Source organism: Lentzea cavernae (genome assembly GCF_014653695.1).
GTDB lineage: Bacteria > Actinomycetota > Actinomycetes > Mycobacteriales > Pseudonocardiaceae > Lentzea > Lentzea cavernae.
The window spans coordinates 75,557-93,517 of record NZ_BNAR01000020.1; the positions used below are offsets into that span (position 1 = coordinate 75,557).

Genomic DNA, 17,961 nt, shown 5'->3' on the forward strand with positions numbered 1-17,961 from the left:
ACGAATCAGCGACGGCTGCGTCTCCCACCTGGAATCGGATGAGCTGGAGGGAGACCGGGTGGGTGTCGCACAAGCGGAACGCCTCCTGAAGTCGAGGTGGCGGACCGCCACCATGGCCGCAGGCTGGGCGTTCCCCGCAGACTGGCCCCTCGCCGAGGTCGACGAGGTGTGCGCGGCGATGCTGGAGGACGCCGACCCCGGCGACGCGCTGGTTCGGCTGGGCCGCGCCCGCGCCGAGGCCGGGGCGGGCCTGAGCGAGACGCTGCTGGACCTCGCCGCGCTGCACGCCGTGCTGACCGACGCGTCGCACATCGTGTCGCCGGACGTCGACGCGCTGCCGTCGCGGATGGTGCGCATGACCGCGCTGGGGTGGGCGGACGTGGTGACGAAGCAGGCGGGCGAATGCGCTGCCGAGGACCCGCTGACCGGGCTGGCGACCGCCGCCTACCTGCGGACGCGGCTGGGTGAGGTGTACCGGGAGACCCCGGTCGCGCCCCTCGAGTACGCCCTCGTGATGCTGCGGCTCGACGTCCACCGCGCCTCCGGCTGGTCCCGCGTCGTCGCGATGACGCTGGTGTCCGAGGCCCTGCGCACCGTTTTCGACGGCGGCGAGACGCTGGCGTCGCTCGGGCCGTGCGTGGCCGCGGTGCTGGTGCGCCGTGACGAGCTCCTCGCCCGAAGAGTCTCGAACCTCAGGGTCCTCGCGGCAGACCGGCTCGCCGACGACCCCAACGTCCGGCCGGTCGGACCCGCCAAGGTCTGGGTCGAGCAGCTTCCGGACACGCACGCCCAGGCGCGTGCGCTCCTGACCTCGCTCGGGCGCTGAACCCCCTGTCCCGCGCCCGGAGGCACTCCCCGTGTCCCCACCGGGGGTCTCTTCCCCGCACCCGCAGAAGTGTTCTATTGTCCTAGTTCACTAGAACAATCTGGGGAGCGTGCGTGGTCGAGTTCCACGTTGACCGCGGCAGCGGTTTTCCCGCGTACCTGCAGCTGGGTCAGCAGGTCAGGGAGGCCATGAGGCTCGGCTGGTTGCAGCCGGGTGATCGGCTGCCGACGGTCCGCGACGTCGTCGCCACGAGCGGCGTGAACGCGAACACCGTGCTCAAGGCCTACCGCGAGCTGGAGCTCGCCGGCCTCGTCGAAGCCCGTCAGGGCTCCGGCACCTTCGTCAAGGGCACCCTGGGGTCCGCCGCCCCCGAGGTCCTGGACCCGTTGCGCGAGGGCCTCGCCAAGTGGGTCGCGGAGGCACGCTCCGCCGGGTTGGAGGACGAGGACATCTACGCGCTGCTGCGCGAAGTGCTGAGTGGGGGAGCGCAATGAGCGTGGTCGCGGCCGAAGTGTCGAAGTGGGCGTTGCGCAACGTCTCCTTCGAGCTGCCGCCGGGCAGCGTCACGGCGATGGTGGGGGCCAACGGCTCCGGCAAGTCGACGCTGCTCAACGTGCTGGCCGGGCACCTGTCGCCGGATGCGGGGCACGCGTCGACCGCGGGCCGCGTGGCGTACGTGCCGCAGCACAAGCCGATGTACAGGTCGTTCAAGGTCGCGGACGTGCTGCGGTTCGGCCGCGCCATGAACGCGATCTGGGACGACGAACGCGCCGACGAGTGGCTGACCCGGTTCAAGGTGCCGCGCAGGCTCCAGGTCGGCGACCTGTCCGGCGGTCAGCGCACGCACGTCACCCTGGCGCTGGCGCTGGGGGCGCGGCCGGACGTCCTGCTGCTCGACGAGCCGCTCGCGGAACTGGACCCGTTGGCGCGCAACAAGGTCATGCGGGAGTTGCTGACCGAGGTGAACGACAACGGCATGACGCTGGTGTTCTCCACGCACGTCGTGGCGGAGATCGGCGGTGTGGCCGACCGGCTGTTGCTGTTGTCCGACGGGCGGTTGCTCGTGGACGGTGACACGGACGAACTGCTCGAGGAGCACGTCCTCTACACCGGTCCGCACGCCTCCCGATCCCCTGTGGAGGGCCCGGTGGTGCTCGCGAAGCACGGTCAGTCGCAGTCGTCGTACCTGGTGCGGTCCGGCGGCAGACGCGTCGACGAGCCGTGGACCGCCCGGTACGTGACGCTGGAGGAGCTCGTCGTGGCGCACCTGGAGCGTGCGGCGTGAACTTCCCTTCGCTCGTCTGGCTGACCTGGCGTCAGCACCGCTGGTCGATCGCCGGTGTCACCGCGATCGCGCTGGCCGCCACCTTCGCGCTCGTCATCACGGAGGGCGGCCGGACCGGCTCGATGGAGATCGCCGGCTTCTACGGCCTCATGATCCAGCTCGCCTTCGGTGGCGTGGTCGGTGTCTTCTGGGGTGCGCCCCTGATCGCCCGCGAACTCGAGGAGCGCACCCACTTCGTGGCCTGGGGCCAGGACGTCACGCCGGTGAAGTGGTTGTGCGGCAAGGTGCTCGTGTTCGGCGGGCTGGCGGTCCTGCTGGGGGCGCTGGTCGGCGTCGGCGACGGTTTCGGCGGTGACCGCACGACGTGGAACGCCTTCGAGTCCTCCTCGTTCCTGCAGGCCGGCTACGCGCTCTTCGGCCTCGCGCTCGGGGTGCTGATCGGCCTGCTGTCCCGGCACGTGGTGACGGCGATGGCGGCGACGCTGGTGTTCTTCACGCTCGTCCGCCTCCTGCTGGGCTCCGTGGCACGCGACCACTACCTGCCGCCGCGCCGCGTGGTCGCGCGCTGGGAGGAGACCGCCGTCGTGCCGAACGGCGGCATCGAGCTCGGCACCGGCTTCGTCGGTGCCCGGCTCGAACCGGTGGACCCGGTGGCCCGGTGCCTGCAGGCGATCAACGAGAGCTCCTGCATGCGCAGCGAGAAGGCCGCGGTCGGCACGTACGTCGAGTACCAGCCGGTCGATCGGGTCGTGACGTTCCAGATCATCGAGTTCGTGCTGTACGTGCTGCTGGCCGCCGGGTTGTTCGCGGTGACCTTCCGGTTGCTGCGCAACGGTGGCAGGTGGAAGCCGTCTCGCTCGCACCGGCACATCGGTCCCGCTTCGCCGGTTCCCGTCCCCGTGTTGGTGGGGGCTGCGGTGGGGGTGGCGGCTGGAGGCACGACGGCGCTCCTGGTCTCGGACGAGCCGGAGCTGGAGGTCGAGCCGGAAGCCCTGCCGGAGGCTGAAGTCGTGCCGGAGCCCGAAGTCGTGCCGGAGCCCGAAGTCGAGCCGAAGCCCGAAGTCGAGCCGAAGCCCGAAGTCTTGCCGGAGGCGGAAGTCTTGCCCGAACCCGAACCCGAGCCCGAGCCCGAGCCCGAGGTCGCCCCCGACTCCGAAGCCGCTCCTGCCGATCAGAGCGCGCCCGACACCTCCGCCACCCAGGCCGACGGATAGCGCGGCCGGAAACCGAGCACCCGCTGGGCGTGGTTCGTCGACACGATTCCGTGCCACGGGTCGAAGTCCTGCTGAACGGCCTCTCTCGGGGTGAGGCCGTTCAGCAGGTGCAGTTCCACGGCCGTCAGCGGGCTGTCGTCGGCGATGTTGAAGATCCCGCTCGCCCCGCTGTCGAGCACCTTGAGCACCGCCTGTGCCACGTCCTCGTGGTGCACGAGGTGCAGCCGCTGGTGTCCCGGCCACGTCGAGGCCCAGCGCAGCGACTCCTCGAGGTGCGGGTCGCCGTCGCCGTAGACGAAGGCCAGTCGCAGGACCGCGGCCTCGCGTGCGCCGAGAACGGCCTGCTCACCGAGGGCCTTGGTGCGCGGGTAGTCGCCGAACTCCTCGGCGGGGCCGGTCGGGTCGGTCTCGACCGCGGGCCTTCCCAGGCCCTTCGGGTACACGAGGTTCGTGCTGATGTGGACGAAGGACGGCACCTTCTCGCTCAGTTCCGCGAGCTTCCTCGTGCCGTGGACGTTCACGCCCTCGAAGTCGGTGCTCGTGCGCAGTGCGGCCGCCACGTGCACCACGGCGTCCACGCCGTCGACCAGTTCCTCGACCGCCTCCGTGTCCTCGAGTCGGCTGGTCAGCGCGCGCACGTCGTGACCCTGCTCGCGCAGTCGTGGGAGGAGCCTGCTGCCGACCCGTCCGGTCGAGCCCGTCATCGCGATCTTCATGCGTGTCAGCCTCTTCCGGTGTGCGGAGGCCAGCCAGGGACAGTTGGTACGTGGCTACCGTGGAGGCATGCGAGAGATGGCCGCCTTCCTGCGCAACCGTCGCGAACGGATGGAGCCGCTGGGCAACGGGCGGCGCCGCACGCCGGGGCGTCGCCGGGAAGAGGTCGCGGAGGCGGCGGGCATGTCCGTCGACTACTACTCGCGCCTCGAACAGGCGCGTGGGCCGCATCCGTCCGTGTCGGTGCTGAACGGTCTTGCGCACGCGTTGGAACTCGACGCCGACGAGCGCGCGCACCTGTTCCGGCTCGCGGGCGAGGCCGTGCCGGAGGAACCCGCGACGACCTCGGTGCGGCCGGGCGTCCGGCTCCTGCTCGACCGGCTGCGCGACGACCTCGCGGTGGTGATCTCCGACCTCGGCGACGTGCTGGCCGCGACGCCACGCGCGGAGCAGGTGTTCGGTGACGTCGTCGGCCGGAACCTGCTCAGGGCGTTCTTCCTGGACGAGGACAGCTGGGTGCCCGCCGAGGACCGCGAGGACGTCGCCCGCTCGCACGTCGCCGATCTGCGCGCGACCCTGGCCCGCAGACCCGCCGCCCGGCCGCTGGCCGACGAGCTGATGGCCAGCCCGTTGTTCGCTCGGCTGTGGGACGAGCACGACGTGGCGGTGCGCCGCTCGGCGAGCAAACGGCTGCGGCACCCGGTTCTCGGGCTGCTGGAGTTCGACTGCGAGGTGCTCGGCGCGCCCGAGCACGACCAGCGGCTGGTGATCCACGTCGCACCGGAGGGCAGCGTCACCGCGCGGAGGCTGGCTCTGCTCGCGACGGCGACCGAAGCCGCAGGTAGGATGCCTGAACCGTGGACTCCCGTACCCGTCTCCCCGTCGTCGGAATGATCGGCGGCGGGCAGCTCGCCCGCATGACGCACCAGGCCGCGATCCCGCTCGGGCAGTCGCTGCGCGTGCTCGCCGTCTCCGAGAACGACCCCGCCGCCCTCGTCGCGCGCGACGTGGTGCTCGGCACGCACACCGACCTCGACGCGTTGCGCGCGTTCGCGAAGGGCTGCGAGGTGGTCACGTTCGACCACGAGCAGGTGCCCGGCGAACACCTGCGCACGCTGGTCGCCGAGGGCGTGAAGGTGCACCCCGGCCCGGACGCGCTGCAGTTCGCGCAGGACAAGCTCAAGATGCGGGTCCGGCTGGCGGAGCTGGGCCTGCCGGTGCCGCCGTTCGCCGAGGTGCACGAGGTCCGCGACGTGCTGAAGTTCGGCGCTGCGCACGGCTGGCCGTGCGTGCTGAAGGCGATCCGCGGCGGCTACGACGGCCGCGGCGTGTGGATGCTGAACACCCCGCAGAGCGCCGAGCGGGTCGTCCCCGAGCTGCTGGAGTCCGGCACCCCGTTGATGGTCGAGCAGTGCGTGCCGATGCGCCGCGAGCTGGCCGCCGTCGTGGCGCGCTCGCCGTTCGGGCAGGGCGCGGCGTGGCCGGTCGTCGAGACCGTGCAGTCCGACGGCATCTGCGTCGAGGTGCTGGCGCCCGCGCCGGACCTGGACGGCGCCGACGCCCAGGAGCTGGCGCTGAAGGTCGCCGACGCGCTGGGCGTCGTGGGCGTGCTGGCAGTCGAGCTGTTCGAGACCGCGGACGGCGTGGTCGTGAACGAGCTCGCGATGCGCCCCCACAACTCCGGCCACTGGTCGATCGAGGGCGCGCGCACCTCCCAGTTCGAACAGCACCTGCGAGCCGTCCTGGACTACCCGCTCGGCCGCACGGACCTGATGGCCCCGGCCGTCGTGATGGCGAACGTCCTGGGCGCTTCCGACACACCGGCGATGGGCCCCGACGAGCGCGTGCACCACCTGTTCGCCCGGTTCCCGGACGCGCACGTGCACCTCTACGGCAAGGAGGAACGGCCGGGCCGCAAGGTCGGCCACGTGACGTTCCTCGGCAACGACATGACCGAGGTCCGCGAGCGCGCACGGCTCGCCGCGGACTGGCTGTCCACAGGCGTCTGGTCAGACGGATACGACATTCACGGGAGTGCAGAGTGACGCAGGTTGGCGTGATCATGGGCAGCGACTCGGACTGGCCGGTGATGAAGGCCGCGGCCGAGGCCCTCGCCGAGTTCGACGTGGCGTACGAGGTCAGCGTCGTCTCCGCGCACCGCACCCCCAAGCGCATGATCGACTACGCCGAGTCCGCCGCCTCGCGCGGCCTCCGCGTCATCATCGCGGGCGCCGGCGGCGCCGCCCACCTGCCCGGCATGGTCGCCTCCGCCACCGTCCTCCCGGTGATCGGCGTCCCCGTCCCGCTGAAGTACCTCGACGGCATGGACTCGCTGCTCTCGATCGTGCAGATGCCCGCAGGCGTCCCGGTGGCCACGGTCTCGGTCGGCGGCGCCCGCAACGCAGGCCTCCTGGCCGTCCGCATGCTGGCGGCCTCGGACGCCGGTCTGCAGGAGCGCATGGCCCGCTTCCAGGCAGAACTCGAGCAGCTCGTACTAGACAAGGACGCGGCCCTGCAGAAGTCCCTCTGAGTGCTCAACAGCACAGGAGCGCTCGACGTGAACGGGCGCTAACATCGTGCCGAGGACACGCTACTGGGAGGTAACAAGGTGAACCCGAGCTTCGGCACCTATCAGCTCGCCGAGGAGCACGAGGCGCTGCGAGAGGCCGTCCGCTCGCTCGCCGAGAAGGAGATCAAGCCGTACGCGGCCGAGGTCGACGAGAACGAGCGCTTCCCGGTAGAAGCCCACAACGCCCTGGTCAAGGCGGGCTTCGCGGCCGTCCACGTCCCCGAGTCCTACGACGGCCAGGGCGCCGACTCCGTCGCCACCTGCATCGTCATCGAGGAAGTGGCCCGAGTCTGCGCCTCGTCCTCCCTGATCCCGGCCGTCAACAAGCTCGGCACCATGCCGATCCTCCTCTCGGCCTCCGAGGAGCTGAAGCAGCTCGTCATGCCGTCCATCGCCTCCGGCGAGGCCATGGCGTCCTACGCCCTCTCGGAGCGCGAGGCGGGCTCCGACACCGCCTCGATGCGCACCCGCGCTGTGCTTGACGGCAACGACTGGGTTCTGAACGGCACCAAGTGCTGGATCACCAACGCCGGCGAGTCCACCTGGTACACCGTCATGGCCGTGACGGACCCCAAGGCGGAGAAGAAGTCCGCCGGCATCTCGGCTTTCGTCGTGCACAAGGACGACCCGGGCTTCTCGGTCGGCCCGAAGGAGCGCAAGCTCGGCATCAAGGGCTCGCCGACCCGCGAGATCTACTTCGAGAACTGCACGATCCCTGCCAACCGGATCATCGGTGAGCCGGGTACCGGTCTGAAGACCGCCCTTCGTACTTTGGACCACACGCGTCCGACGATCGGTGCCCAGGCCGTCGGCATCGCGCAGGGTGCTCTCGAGGCCGCGGTCGCGTACGTCAAGGACCGCAAGCAGTTCGGGAAGTCCATTTCGGACTTCCAGGGTGTGCAGTTCATGCTCGCCGACATGGCCATGAAGATCGAGGCCGCTCGCCACATGGTCTACGTGGCCGCTGCCAAGGCCGAGCGTGGTGAGGCGAACATCGGCTTCATCACCGCTGCTGCCAAGTGCTTCGCGTCTGATGTGGCCATGGAGGTCACGACCGATGCGGTGCAGCTGTTCGGTGGTGCCGGGTACACGCGTGACTTCCCCGTGGAGCGGATGATGCGGGATGCGAAGATCACGCAGATCTACGAGGGCACGAACCAGGTGCAGCGCGTCGTGATGTCGCGCGCCGTCCTCAAGGGCTGACCTTTCACGTCATCGTCCCGCTCAACTCTTCGAGCGGGACGATGACGCAGCCGCGCAGTTCGCGGATCAACGCGGAAGCGACAACTCTTCTGATCGCGGGATCGTCGTAGCTGAAGTTCCCGGCCGTGGCTGCCGTCGGCGCCAGCACGCTCTGCTTGTAGAACACGCCCCGCACACCTGCGACCGGGCAGTCCCTCACACGAACCGTCACGGCACCCCGTTGCAGCGCCGGACACATGCGCGTCGCCGTTGCGGCACAAGGCAGGCATACCGGCGGCTCCGCCGACGCCATCCCGTCAGGCCATTGTGGCCAGTCGCCGCGGCAGTCGCGTTGGAGCCACAGAACACCGTCTTCGTTCTGATCGGCCGGTCCGCCGCAGACCTGGCACAGCAACAGTTCCATCGCGCGTCGCTGCCGCAACGGATGAACCCTGGCGAACTCAGGCCGGCCAACCCCGTGGCGCAAGGCCGTCTGCTGCCACAGCACGCCATGCCGGTCGCGATCACTCAGCAATTCGCTGGCGTAACCGATGCTGCGGTCGGGTCGCTCCACCAACGCGCACGGCAGATCCTGCTCGGCACTCCACGCGGTGATGTACGGCGCGATGCTGCTGCGAGACAAAGGAGACCACCTGTTCTGTACAGAACTCTGTGCTCAGAGTGAAGCGCAGTTCTGTATAGAAGCGCGAGTCAGTCTTCGGACGTGAACTTGTACTCGAGCACGTACGCCGCCGAGTCGAGAACCATCTCGTTGACCTCAACTGGCTGGTCATCGGCCGTGTAAGCCGTCCGCACGATCAAGATGACCGGTGTGCCCTGCGCGAGGTCGAGGGTCTCGCGCTCAGCGTCCCGCGGCATGCGGACGCGCAGCTCTTCGCGGAACCTGACCGGCTCGTACCCGAGTTCTTTGAGCCTGGCGTACGCGCCACCATCACCGGTGTTGATCTGCGTGATCGCGGACCCCGCGACCAGCGCCTCCGAGTAGTAGGAGGTCGCAAGCTGCACCGGTTTGTCGTCGACCACGTACGTACGCCGCCGGACCACGACATGAGAGCCGCCATCGAGGTTCAGGACCTCGGCGACCTGTGCGGCCGGAAGCTCGACATCAACGGTGACACCCTCCGTCCGCGGGCGCGTACCGACGTCAGCCGTCCAGATCGGGCGGCCGGATCCCCACGACGTGCCGGCCTGAAGTCGGTCTGGTGACACGCGCCGGATCGGCTTGAACTCGCGGACGAACGTTCCCGAGCCGCGCTTGGCGACGATCAGACCTTCGTTCTTCAGCACGTCCAGTGCGCGGCGGGCGGTCGGCTGCTCCACGCCGTACTGGCTCGTGAGGTCGTTCTCGCCGGGAACCTTGCTGCCGGGCGGGAGCTCACCGGAGTCGATCTGCCGCCGGAGGTCGTTCGCGATGTCCCGATAGCCAACGCGCCCGGGCTGGGCGTTGCCGGTCATGAGCCATCTCCTCAGCGGGCGCGGTTCTGTACAGCGACCAAGCTACCCGCGAAGGGTGGACGTCCCCCGACGCCCCGCCTACTGCTTGTCGTGTGGTGGATAGACCACCACGGTCGCGTCCACCGCCCCGAGCTTCGCTGAGATCAACGGCTCCACGTCGTCCCACGAGAGCCCACCGAGCCCAGCCCCCAACGCCGGCACGGCCACCGACCGCAGCCCCAGCTCCCAGATCACCCGAGCCAGGTCGTCCAGCCCGTCCGCCACGTCGGACAGCCGAGACCGCGACCGGAAGTGCCCCTTGGTCGGAAAGCTGATGAAGCACCGGTCCAGCGAGACCACGTGCACCCGCCCCAGCCGGACCTGCCCGGCAGTACAAGCCGCCGCATAAGCCGAGAAGTAGTCGGGAAAGCGCTGCTTGAACTGCAGCGCCAACCCCTTGCCCATCACGCCGACGCAGTTCACCGCGTTCACCAGCGCCTCGACCTCAGCGTCCAACAGGTCGCCAGAACCCCGCACGATCACCAGCAATCCCCCCGAGTGGTGTCCTGCACCGCATGATGCAGGACACCACCGACAAGATCGCCGGCTCAGGCGGCCACGCACGTGCCGATCGCCTCGCCCACAGCCCCCTTCGCCCCGAGCACACAGGTCGACTCCGGCGTGATCGACCTGTCCGCGAACTGCTGCGAGTACGCCACGGCGACGTTCGCGATCCGAGTCGGACTGCCGCTCTCCCGCGCCGCCTTCACCGCGGCGGACCGGGCCTCCTCGGTGGTGCAACTGATGTCGGTCCCGGCCCCGGACTCACGAGGCAACCACAGAGCCTTGGTCCCGGCCGCACACGGCACGACCTCCCATCGGGTGCTCTCAGAAGCGTGAGCGAGGGGAGCGGACACGACGGCGAAGCCGAGCACGAGCGCCAGAGCCACGAGAAAACGTCCCATGCGTCCGAACGTAACCAACAACGACAGCCCTGACCGGGGGAACCGTTGTCACCGAAGGTGATTACGCAGCGAGAGCATCACGCCAGGTAGAGCGCGGTGGGCAGAACGACCACAGTGGACCCGTCCCAGCGCACCGCGCGGCCGAAGCAGATCGCCGTGACGGTCGCGCCGTCCACGAGAACGCCTGCGGCGGAGGGCAGCACCCGTGATCGCGGCACGGTGAAGCCCAAGCCGGGAGCTGCGACGGTGATGTCGTTGTCCGACAAGGTGATGTGAAAGGCCGCCTTCACCTTCACGTAGCCCTGCAACGAAGGCCGCACCGCTGCGCCCGCGGTCAGGTCCAGCCGCACCAGCTGATCCGAAGCGACGAGGTGCCGGAGCACGACGTCGAGTGCTCGGGCGGCGTTCGTCTCCGCCTCGAAGGTTTCTCGCACGGTTTCGCTGCCCGAACGCTTGCCGCCCGCCTCGACCAGGGAACTGCTCAGGCCCAGCGAGCCCTCGCGGGAGGTGCCACGCTCCACCTCGCGGATGCGTGCTTCGGCGGCGGCGTGCGGGGTTTGGCCGTACAGGCTCATGATCGAGCTCTCGTCGAGCAGGAGGAACGTGCGGATGCGTCCCTGCTCGACGTCGTCGGGAAGCGGCCCCGCCTGAGTGGTGGCGGTGACGATGGCCAGCTTGGCCGCCGAGACGGCGGTCTCGCTGGAGCGTTCGGCCCGGCGGGCCGTGGAGGCGGTCTTCCTGACGTAGAGGACCACGCCCACCAGCACGAGGCCCGCCAGCAGCACGACCAAGTTTCCGTTCATGAGCTACCTCCGCGTGACCGGTCACGCGGAGCATCGCCCACACGAACACCCGCATTACTCCGCCGAACGGGTCACAGCGTGGCGATGAGCTCGCCCAGCCGCTCGTACGATCGACCCGCGCCGTCCGCCATTCCCGTGGCCAGCACGGCGTCCCGCGCCTCCTGCGACACGAGCCGCATCGTCGTGGTCATGACGGTCCGCCCGTCCTCCTCGGCGAACGAGACCACGGTGACGGCCGGCGGGTTGTCCTCGAAGATCTCGGTGTTCACGATGCGCGAGTGCGGCGTGACCTCGGTGTACTCGCCGTGCATCTCGAAGGCCTGCGAGCCGTCCGGCAACGCCCAGCCGTAGCGCCACTTGCCGCCCACGCGCAGGTCGATCTCGCAGATCGGCATCTCCCAGCCGTCGGGGCCGAGCAGCCAGCGGCGCAACAGCTCCGGTGACGTGTAGGCCTTCCACACCAGCGAAGCGGGCGCGTCGAAGGCGCGCGTCATCGCGATCTCGGTGTCGGACGGGAGGGTGACGGTGGTGCCGAACTTGGTGTCGTTCATGAGTCCTTCTCCTTCATCTCGGTCAACAGCTCGTCCAGGCGTGCGTAGCTCGCATCCCAGAAGCGGCGGTAGTTCTCAGCCCACACGGCGACCTCCTTGAGCGGTGTCGCGTCGAGTTGGCAGGGGCGCCACTGGGCTTCCCTGCCGCGGGTGATCAGGCCTGCCTTCTCCAGCACGCGCAGGTGTTTGGAGATCGCCGGGCCGCTCATGTCGAACGGCTCGGAGAGCTCCTTCACCGTTGCCGGGCCGTCGGTGAGCCGGGCGAGGATCGCCCGGCGCGTCGGGTCCGCCAGTGCGGCGAAGGTGGCGCTCAGCTGGTCCATCTCGTACCTAACCACTTGGTTATCTAACCGTGGGGTTAAGTACAGCGACCGGGGCGGCGGCTGTCAAGCCCCAAGTTCAAGATCATCTAGCTGAATAGCGATTTCCATGAAGGCAAATCAGGCAAACAAATGGCCCGAAAGGACTCCTTTCTAAAGAGCATGGAATCGGTGGCGACTGAACAGAGCAACTTCGAAACTGCCGCTGGACACCAGGTCAGAGGGCTCGCTACGTTCGAAAAGCCGCAAGTGAACCTCGTTTAGTGAGGTATTTCGAATGAGAGCGAAAAGAACGGTTTCATTGGCGTTCGGATTTGTGCTGGCTGCTTCCGTGCTCGTGCCGACCGCGCAGGCGGCACCGAGCGGGAGCTCCTCCAGCCTGGCCAGGACGTCCGACAACAAGATCCAGTCCGCTGCCGCAGCCGAGGCGTACTGGACGCCGGAACGCATGGCTGCCGCGATCCCGGCGCAGGCTCCCGCCACGGTTCAGGCCGCTTCCCCACGCCAGCCCTCGGGTCGTGCGGGCAGCATCGAGGGCGTCGCACCCTCGGTGAAGGTCAAGACCGAGCAGGCGCAGGGCATCGGGACGATGCTCAACGAGGCGCAGACGGTCGGGAAGGTGTTCTTCACCAACCCCGCCAACGGCCTGAACTACGTCTGCTCCGGCGCGACCGTGAGCAGCACCAAGAGGAAGCTGGTCCAGACGGCGGGGCACTGCGTGCACGGCGGTGCCGGAGGCCAGTGGATGTCGAACTGGGTGTTCGTCCCGCGCTACCGCAACGGCGCACGGCCGTTCGGCACGTGGAGCGCGTACACGCTCACGACTCGCACTGCCTGGATCAACTCCAGCAACAGCGACGAGGACATGGGCATCGTCGTCATGAACACCCTCGGCGGCAGTTCGATCGCGAACGTCGTGGGTGGCAACGGGTTGCGCTGGAACTGGGGCTACTCGGTGTACGTCACGATCCTCGGCTACCCCGCGGGTGCGCCGTTCACCGGTGAGCTGCAGTACTTCTGCCAGGGCACGACCTGGAACGGCCACGGCCAGCAGGTGCGGGCCTGGTGCAACATGACCGGCGGGTCGTCCGGCGGTCCGTGGCTGCAGGAGTACAACGACCAGAACGGGCTGGGCTACATCAACAGCGTGGTCAGCCACCGGCACGCCGACGCGAGCCAGATGGACGGGCCGTACTTCGACAACGACATCAAGAGCCTCTACGACTTCGCGGAGTCGTTGTCGCCGTGACGTCGAATCCTTCCGTTGGCCGGGCGCGGAGATCCCGCTCCCGGCCTTCGGGCAACCATGACCCCGCGATGTTCCGTCCTACGCGCATGAGCAACCGAATCGCCCTCGCCGTCCTGCTGCTGGTCGCCGCGACGGGGTGCGGCAGCGCGCCCACGGGTCAGGGCGCGAACCTCAAGGGCAAGGTGTACGTGTCGTCGTCCGTCACCGAGCAGGGCAAGCCGCGCGCCCTGGTCGAGGGCACGAACGTGGAGCTCAGGTTCACCGACGACGACAGGCTCATCGCCGACGCCGGCTGCAACCAGATGCAGGGCCCGGTGAGCCTCGACGACGGCAAGGTCTCCGTCGCCGAGCTCGGCATGACCGCCATGGGCTGTCCCAAGCCCGAGTTGCACGAGCAGGACACGTGGCTGTCGAAGCTGCTCGGCGCGAAGCCGTCGTGGAAGCTCGACGGTGAGAACCTCGTGCTCACCGGGTCGGGCTCGGAGATCGTGCTCGCGCCGGAGCAGCCCGCCACCCTCGAGGGCATCTGGACCGTCGACGGCCTGGTCACCAAGGACGCCGCCTCGTCCGTGCCCGCCGGTGTGAAGGCCACGATCACTTTCAAGAACGGCACGATGGCCATCGCCACCGGCTGCAACCTCAACGGCGCGGAACGGCCGTACGCGCTCGAAGGCCAGGTGATCAAGGTCGACCTCGGGCCCGTGACGCAGAAGGGGTGCGGCGAGGTGGACGAGGTGGAGACCGCTGTCCTGCAGGCGTTCACCGGCGGCGGGCCCACCTACAAGATCGATCGCAGCACTCTGACACTGACGAATCCGGAGGGTGCGGGCGTGACGCTGAAGAAGTGACTGACCTGCGAACCTAAGGACTCCCTGTTGGATTCCTGTCGAAACCGTGAGGTTGTTCAAACCTGTACTAGTTTTGGTTCGAACGTGAACGACCTACAGCGGAACGACAGGATCGGGGAGCAAGGATCATGGTCAAGGACATCGCCGCACTCATCGGGCGGATCGCAGTCGGCATCGTGTTCGTCGCGCACGGCTGGCAGAAGTTCACCGAGTTCGGGATGGCGGGCACCGCCGGGTCGTTCGACAAGATGGGCGTGCCGCTGCCGTCGTTGTCCGCGTGGTTCGCCGCGACCGTCGAGCTCGCCGGTGGCCTCGCGCTGATCGCCGGTGTGGCGCTGCCGGTCGTCGGTGTCCTGCTCGCCCTCGACATGCTCGGCGCGTGGCTGCTCGTCCACCTGCCCAACGGCCTGCTCGGCGAGGGCGGTGCGGAGCTCGTGATCGTGCTCGGCGCGGCCGCCCTGGCGCTCGGCTTCAACGGTGGCGCCTACGCGCTCGACCGCGTGCTGTTCAAGAACAACAAGGTGCTCAACCCAGCTGCTGTGTGACCTTCTCGGCGTCCCGGCGCGCGGCCAACTGGCCCGCGTCGGGATTGCTGACCTGGACCAGCGAGCCACCGGCCGCCAGCACGGCCAGAAAGCCTTCCAGCACAGCGGAAGGCGAGTCCCACTCCAGAGTGGACAGCACGCGCGGCTCGGCGCCGAGGCCGGCGCTCAGCTCGCGTGAGGCGGCCACCACCTCATCCACAGTGGACTCGCCCAGGGCGGGCGTGGAACCCGCAACTGGTTGCCATGGCATGAAGTCGTCGCCGTGCAGGCGCACGTCGTCGGCGTAGTCGACCGGGGCGCCGGAACCCAACCCCAAGGGGTGCAACGAGGCCACGGCCACGACGTCCGCGTCCGCAGTGCCACCGGGCGGCACCACGGCGACCTTCGCGTCCGTGCCCGCACCGACCACGCGGGCACCGCACCACCAGGCGCCGAGCAGCAGGCCCACGGTCTGCCAGTGCGCGGGCAGCAGCACCGCCACCGGGTCACCCGGTTCGACGTCGTGCTCGTCGCGCAGCCAGTTCGCCGTCTTCGCGGCCCAGTTCTTCACCGTCGCGCGCGACAGCTCGATCCGCGTGCCCGCCGCGTCGTCGTAGTGCGTGATCAGCGGACGACCCGGGTCGGCCTTGAGCAACGGCGTGAAGAGGATCTCGGTGACGCTCACGCGGTGACTCCTAGTCGACGCAGGGCACATCCTGTTGGGCGGCGACGGCGTGCGCGCCGTCCAGCGAGAGCAGCTTTTCAGGACCGAACCGCGACGGCTCACCCGGGGTGGACGACGACGAGGTGGACGTCGGCGGGACGGACGTCGACGACGGCGCCGGTTTCGCGGTCTCGCCGATCAGCTGGGCCACCCACGCCTTCACCGCCTCGCGGTCGACCGTGACGACGCTCTGCCCGCGCTCGTTGCGGGCGTCGATGCTGGTCACCGGGATCGTGGCGAACTCCACGTTGCCCGACGCGAGGCCCTGCGCCTGCGTGGCGAGCGTCGCGAGGTCGAGGTTCTGGTCCACCACAACGGACTTCGACACCGCGTCGAGCAGCCCGCTCATCTTCGCCGGGTCGGTGAACGTGCCCGCGGACAGCAGCTGTTTCATCGCCTGCGACATGAACACCTGCTGCCGCGCGATGCGACCCAGATCACCACCGGGCATGTTCCGCTGCCGCACGAACGACAACGCGTCACCGCCCGAGATCGTCTGCGGGCCGGCGCGGAAGTTCGCGCCCGAGTTCGGGTCCGACGTACCGGCCTTGAGGCACACCTGCACGCCGCCGATCACCTCGGTCAGCAGGTAGAACCCGTAGAGGTTGATCTCCGCGTAGTGGTCGACGCGCATCCCCGTCAGGTCCTGCACCGCCTGCACCAGCGCCTTGCGCCCCGCCTCGTCCGACTTGCGCTCGCGCTCCTGCTGGTCGCTCACGCCCTCGGCCTGCAGCCGTTCGGCGGTCAGGAACTTCACCGCGCCGTACGCGGCGTTGATCTTGTCGTCGCGGAAGCCGGCGATCGGGACGTAGGTGTCACGCGGGATCGAGATGGCGCTCGCCTTGCCGCCGTTGCGGGGCACGCGCATCACGATGATCGTGTCCGTGTTCACCGTGTCGGTGCCCTCGGTGCGCAACTTGCGCAGCACGTCCGCGGGGAGCGGCCGGCCCTGCGCGTCCGTCCGGCTGTCGCTGCCCACCAGCAGGATGTCGATCGCGCCGTCCTCGACGGGCGGCGAGTTCGGGATGTCCTCCAGCACCTGGAGGATCTGCGTCGTGTTGGTGTTCTGCTTCACCAGGCGCAACGCCGTCCAGAAGTAGCCGGAGAACACCAGCGTCGTCACAGCGACCAGCGCGATCACCACACGGCCTGTGACCCGTGCGGCCTTCTTCGCGCGTGCGGCAGTGCTCAACGTTGCCCTCCGTGTACTGGACCTGCTCTCTCAGCGTAACTATCGCTAGCGCGTTACGCCGGGGATTCAGTTCACGCAGACCAGTCCGCCCGCCGTGATCGGCGGGGTGCTGCTCGAGCTCGCGGCCGTCGACGTGCCGGGCACGCCCTGGGGGTCGACGGCCTCGTCGTCCGGGGACTGGTAGTCGCCGCCGACGAAGACCTGGATCTGTCCCTTTCGGACGGACGCGTCCTCCTCGACCGCCACGTTCTGGCCGATTTCCGCCGCGACCTTGCGCGCCGAGCCCTCCTCGCCGGTGGCGTACCGCACCACCGTCGTGTCGCTGTTCTGCTGCGCCGAGGAGACGGTGCCGCGCTGGAAGCCCTTGGCCACCAACGTGTTCATCACCTCACCGGCGAGGCCCTGCACGCCGGCCGCGTTGAAGACCTGCACGGTGATCGAGGAGTTCGGCGGCGCGGGGAGGGTGCTGGTGGCCGTCGGCGACGTGCTCGCCGAGCCCTTGTCCGCGGCCAGGTCGGTGAGGAACTTCCGCACCTGCGCGGGGTTCACCGGCAGCACGTTGCCGTCGCTGTAGGTGTCGGTCGGGTCGCCCACCGGGATGGTCTTGAACTCGAACTTGCCGCCCACGAGGCCCTGCATCTGCTCGGCGAACGTCGTGATGTCCCAGCCGGAGCTGAGGATCACGGACTTCTGCACGGCCTCGACCAGCCCGTTGAGCTTGCCGGGGTCTGTCAGCGTGCCGGTCGACAGCACCTTCTTCGCGAGCGCCCCGATGAACGCCTGCTGGCGCACGACCCTGTCCAGGTCGCCGTTCGGGAGGTTCTTGCGCTGCCGCACGAACGACAGCGCGGCCGCGCCCTCGATCACCTGCTGGCCCGCCTGGAAGTTCGCGCCGGAGTCGCGGTCGGAGGTGGCCTCGTTCAGGCACACCTCGACGCCGCCGATGGCCTTGGTGACCTCGTAGAAGCTCGCCAGGTTGACCTCGGCGTAGCGGTCGATCCGCACCTGGTTGCCGGACAGGCCCTCGATCGTCTTGATCAGCGTCTTGCGACCGGCGGCCATCGACTCGGTGCGGATGCGCGCCTCGTCCGTGACGCCCTGTGACCGCAGTTCCTGGTCGACGGTGTTGCGCTGGCGGGCGAACGCCGAGTTGAGCTTGTGCTTGCCGAACCCGTCCGCCATCTCGACGTAGGAGTCGCGGGGGAACGAGATCGCGACCGCGCGCGTGCCGTCGACCGGGATGTGCACGAGGATCATCGTGTCGGTGTTCTGCTCGCCGTCGGCGATGCCGCCGTTGAGCATGGCCAGCACTTCCTTCGACAGCGGGTTGCCCTGCGCGTCGGTGCGGCTGTCCATGCCGACCAGCAGGATGTCGACCGCGCCGTCGAGCGGCTTGGGGCCCTGCTGGGTGACCTCGTCGGAGATCACCTCGGTCTTGACGATGCCCTCGTTGGTCGTGCGCAGCTTGTTCCAGCCGTACGACGTGACGAGGAGCACAGCGGTCGAGACGAGGGCCACGAAGATCTTCCCCGTCACCAGG

At 68.9% G+C, this 17,961-nt stretch carries 22 protein-coding genes; 11 read left to right on the forward strand and 11 right to left on the reverse strand.

The genetic code is table 11. The features are described 5' to 3' along the window. Window positions 1-58: 58 nt before the first annotated feature. From IE307_RS40065 to IE307_RS40080, 4 genes are all read left to right on the forward strand, one after another. On the forward strand, window positions 59-826 hold the full coding sequence (locus IE307_RS40065; RefSeq protein ID WP_229905534.1) for a GGDEF domain-containing protein: 768 nt from the start codon (window positions 59-61) through the stop codon (window positions 824-826). A gap of 113 nt (window positions 827-939) precedes the next feature. Next, the gene (locus tag IE307_RS40070; protein WP_191304705.1) at window positions 940-1,320 is read left to right on the forward strand and encodes a GntR family transcriptional regulator; all 381 of its coding nucleotides are present in this window, start codon (window positions 940-942) and stop codon (window positions 1,318-1,320) included. Next, window positions 1,317-2,111 carry an ATP-binding cassette domain-containing protein gene (locus tag IE307_RS40075; protein WP_191304706.1) on the forward strand — a complete coding sequence of 265 codons (795 nt, stop codon included), beginning with the start codon at window positions 1,317-1,319 and terminating at the stop codon, window positions 2,109-2,111. The genes IE307_RS40070 and IE307_RS40075 overlap by 4 nt, the downstream gene beginning before the upstream one ends. Then, window positions 2,108-3,325, forward strand: a complete 1,218-nt coding sequence (locus IE307_RS40080) for an ABC-2 membrane transporter-related protein (RefSeq protein ID WP_191304707.1) — start codon at window positions 2,108-2,110, stop codon at window positions 3,323-3,325. The genes IE307_RS40075 and IE307_RS40080 overlap by 4 nt, the downstream gene beginning before the upstream one ends. Here the strand turns inward: IE307_RS40080 and IE307_RS40085 are convergent. Then, on the reverse strand, window positions 3,283-4,041 hold the full coding sequence (locus IE307_RS40085; RefSeq protein WP_191304708.1) for an NAD-dependent epimerase/dehydratase family protein: 759 nt from the start codon (window positions 4,039-4,041) through the stop codon (window positions 3,283-3,285). The genes IE307_RS40080 and IE307_RS40085 overlap by 43 nt on opposite strands. Before the next feature lie 67 nt (window positions 4,042-4,108). Here IE307_RS40085 and IE307_RS40090 point away from each other — a divergent pair, with 67 nt between their 5' ends. From IE307_RS40090 to IE307_RS40105, 4 genes are all read left to right on the forward strand, one after another. Further along, window positions 4,109-4,933: a helix-turn-helix transcriptional regulator gene (locus IE307_RS40090; RefSeq protein ID WP_191304709.1), complete on the forward strand. Its 825-nt coding sequence runs from the start codon at window positions 4,109-4,111 to the stop codon at window positions 4,931-4,933. Beyond that, entirely contained in the window at window positions 4,897-6,084 is a 1,188-nt protein-coding gene (locus tag IE307_RS40095; RefSeq protein ID WP_191304710.1) for a 5-(carboxyamino)imidazole ribonucleotide synthase, read from the forward strand. Before IE307_RS40090 ends, IE307_RS40095 begins: the two co-directional genes overlap by 37 nt. Next, a complete protein-coding gene (gene purE, locus IE307_RS40100) occupies window positions 6,081-6,569 on the forward strand; it encodes a 5-(carboxyamino)imidazole ribonucleotide mutase (RefSeq protein WP_268250465.1) in 489 nt (162 codons plus the stop codon). The genes IE307_RS40095 and purE overlap by 4 nt, the downstream gene beginning before the upstream one ends. A gap of 78 nt (window positions 6,570-6,647) precedes the next feature. Then, window positions 6,648-7,811 carry an acyl-CoA dehydrogenase family protein gene (locus IE307_RS40105; RefSeq protein ID WP_191304711.1) on the forward strand — a complete coding sequence of 388 codons (1,164 nt, stop codon included), beginning with the start codon at window positions 6,648-6,650 and terminating at the stop codon, window positions 7,809-7,811. Between the two features lie 4 nt (window positions 7,812-7,815). On the opposite strand, the gene IE307_RS40110 is transcribed toward IE307_RS40105, so the two are convergent. The 7 genes from IE307_RS40110 to IE307_RS40140 all read right to left on the reverse strand — a co-directional run bounded on the left by IE307_RS40110 (window position 7,816) and on the right by IE307_RS40140 (window position 11,887). Next, entirely contained in the window at window positions 7,816-8,433 is a 618-nt protein-coding gene (locus IE307_RS40110; RefSeq protein ID WP_191304712.1) for a hypothetical protein, read from the reverse strand. A gap of 68 nt (window positions 8,434-8,501) precedes the next feature. Then, entirely contained in the window at window positions 8,502-9,266 is a 765-nt protein-coding gene (locus IE307_RS40115) for a GntR family transcriptional regulator (protein WP_191304713.1), read from the reverse strand. Between the two features lie 78 nt (window positions 9,267-9,344). Continuing rightward, window positions 9,345-9,788: a macro domain-containing protein gene (locus IE307_RS40120; protein WP_191304714.1), complete on the reverse strand. Its 444-nt coding sequence runs from the start codon at window positions 9,786-9,788 to the stop codon at window positions 9,345-9,347. A 65-nt stretch (window positions 9,789-9,853) separates the two neighbouring features. Continuing rightward, on the reverse strand, window positions 9,854-10,210 hold the full coding sequence (locus tag IE307_RS40125) for a hypothetical protein (protein ID WP_191304715.1): 357 nt from the start codon (window positions 10,208-10,210) through the stop codon (window positions 9,854-9,856). Window positions 10,211-10,287: 77 nt separating this feature from the next. Continuing rightward, window positions 10,288-11,013: a hypothetical protein gene (locus IE307_RS40130; RefSeq protein ID WP_191304716.1), complete on the reverse strand. Its 726-nt coding sequence runs from the start codon at window positions 11,011-11,013 to the stop codon at window positions 10,288-10,290. Between the two features lie 71 nt (window positions 11,014-11,084). Next, window positions 11,085-11,564, reverse strand: a complete 480-nt coding sequence (locus IE307_RS40135) for an SRPBCC family protein (RefSeq protein WP_191304717.1) — start codon at window positions 11,562-11,564, stop codon at window positions 11,085-11,087. Beyond that, window positions 11,561-11,887 (reverse strand): ArsR/SmtB family transcription factor, encoded by a 327-nt coding sequence (locus IE307_RS40140; RefSeq protein WP_191304765.1) that lies wholly within the window; start codon window positions 11,885-11,887, stop codon window positions 11,561-11,563. Before IE307_RS40140 ends, IE307_RS40135 begins: the two co-directional genes overlap by 4 nt. A 298-nt stretch (window positions 11,888-12,185) precedes the next feature. Between IE307_RS40140 and IE307_RS40145 the strand changes: the two genes are divergently transcribed. The 3 genes from IE307_RS40145 to IE307_RS40155 all read left to right on the forward strand — a co-directional run bounded on the left by IE307_RS40145 (window position 12,186) and on the right by IE307_RS40155 (window position 14,526). Next, window positions 12,186-13,133 carry a trypsin-like serine peptidase gene (locus IE307_RS40145; protein WP_229905535.1) on the forward strand — a complete coding sequence of 316 codons (948 nt, stop codon included), beginning with the start codon at window positions 12,186-12,188 and terminating at the stop codon, window positions 13,131-13,133. An 86-nt stretch (window positions 13,134-13,219) separates the two neighbouring features. Further along, complete coding sequence (locus tag IE307_RS40150; RefSeq protein ID WP_191304719.1) at window positions 13,220-13,981, forward strand: META domain-containing protein; 762 nt, start codon at window positions 13,220-13,222, stop codon at window positions 13,979-13,981. Between the two features lie 128 nt (window positions 13,982-14,109). Further along, window positions 14,110-14,526 carry a DoxX family protein gene (locus tag IE307_RS40155; protein WP_191304720.1) on the forward strand — a complete coding sequence of 139 codons (417 nt, stop codon included), beginning with the start codon at window positions 14,110-14,112 and terminating at the stop codon, window positions 14,524-14,526. On the opposite strand, the gene IE307_RS40160 is transcribed toward IE307_RS40155, so the two are convergent. From IE307_RS40160 to IE307_RS40170, 3 genes are all read right to left on the reverse strand, one after another. Continuing rightward, a complete protein-coding gene (locus IE307_RS40160; RefSeq protein WP_191304721.1) occupies window positions 14,507-15,190 on the reverse strand; it encodes a TIGR03089 family protein in 684 nt (227 codons plus the stop codon). The genes IE307_RS40155 and IE307_RS40160 overlap by 20 nt on opposite strands. Window positions 15,191-15,200: 10 nt before the next feature. Further along, window positions 15,201-16,421 carry an LCP family protein gene (locus tag IE307_RS40165; RefSeq protein ID WP_191304722.1) on the reverse strand — a complete coding sequence of 407 codons (1,221 nt, stop codon included), beginning with the start codon at window positions 16,419-16,421 and terminating at the stop codon, window positions 15,201-15,203. A 66-nt stretch (window positions 16,422-16,487) separates the two neighbouring features. Further along, window positions 16,488-17,957 carry an LCP family protein gene (locus IE307_RS40170; protein WP_229905536.1) on the reverse strand — a complete coding sequence of 490 codons (1,470 nt, stop codon included), beginning with the start codon at window positions 17,955-17,957 and terminating at the stop codon, window positions 16,488-16,490. Between the last annotated feature and the right edge of the window lie 4 nt (window positions 17,958-17,961).

Excerpts from the sequence above, each read along its gene's own strand:
- IE307_RS40075 (WP_191304706.1), top strand. The coding sequence starts at position 1,317 with ATGAGCGTGGTCGCGGCCGAAGTGTCGAAGTGGGCGTTGCGCAACGTC.
- IE307_RS40085 (WP_191304708.1), bottom strand. The coding sequence starts at position 4,041 with ATGAAGATCGCGATGACGGGCTCGACCGGACGGGTCGGCAGCAGGCTC.
- IE307_RS40090 (WP_191304709.1), top strand. The coding sequence starts at position 4,109 with ATGCGAGAGATGGCCGCCTTCCTGCGCAACCGTCGCGAACGGATGGAG.
- IE307_RS40115 (WP_191304713.1), bottom strand. The coding sequence starts at position 9,266 with ATGACCGGCAACGCCCAGCCCGGGCGCGTTGGCTATCGGGACATCGCG.
- IE307_RS40125 (WP_191304715.1), bottom strand. The coding sequence starts at position 10,210 with ATGGGACGTTTTCTCGTGGCTCTGGCGCTCGTGCTCGGCTTCGCCGTC.
- IE307_RS40130 (WP_191304716.1), bottom strand. The coding sequence starts at position 11,013 with ATGAACGGAAACTTGGTCGTGCTGCTGGCGGGCCTCGTGCTGGTGGGC.
- IE307_RS40135 (WP_191304717.1), bottom strand. The coding sequence starts at position 11,564 with ATGAACGACACCAAGTTCGGCACCACCGTCACCCTCCCGTCCGACACC.
- IE307_RS40140 (WP_191304765.1), bottom strand. The coding sequence starts at position 11,887 with ATGGACCAGCTGAGCGCCACCTTCGCCGCACTGGCGGACCCGACGCGC.
- IE307_RS40150 (WP_191304719.1), top strand. The coding sequence starts at position 13,220 with ATGAGCAACCGAATCGCCCTCGCCGTCCTGCTGCTGGTCGCCGCGACG.
- IE307_RS40155 (WP_191304720.1), top strand. The coding sequence starts at position 14,110 with ATGGTCAAGGACATCGCCGCACTCATCGGGCGGATCGCAGTCGGCATC.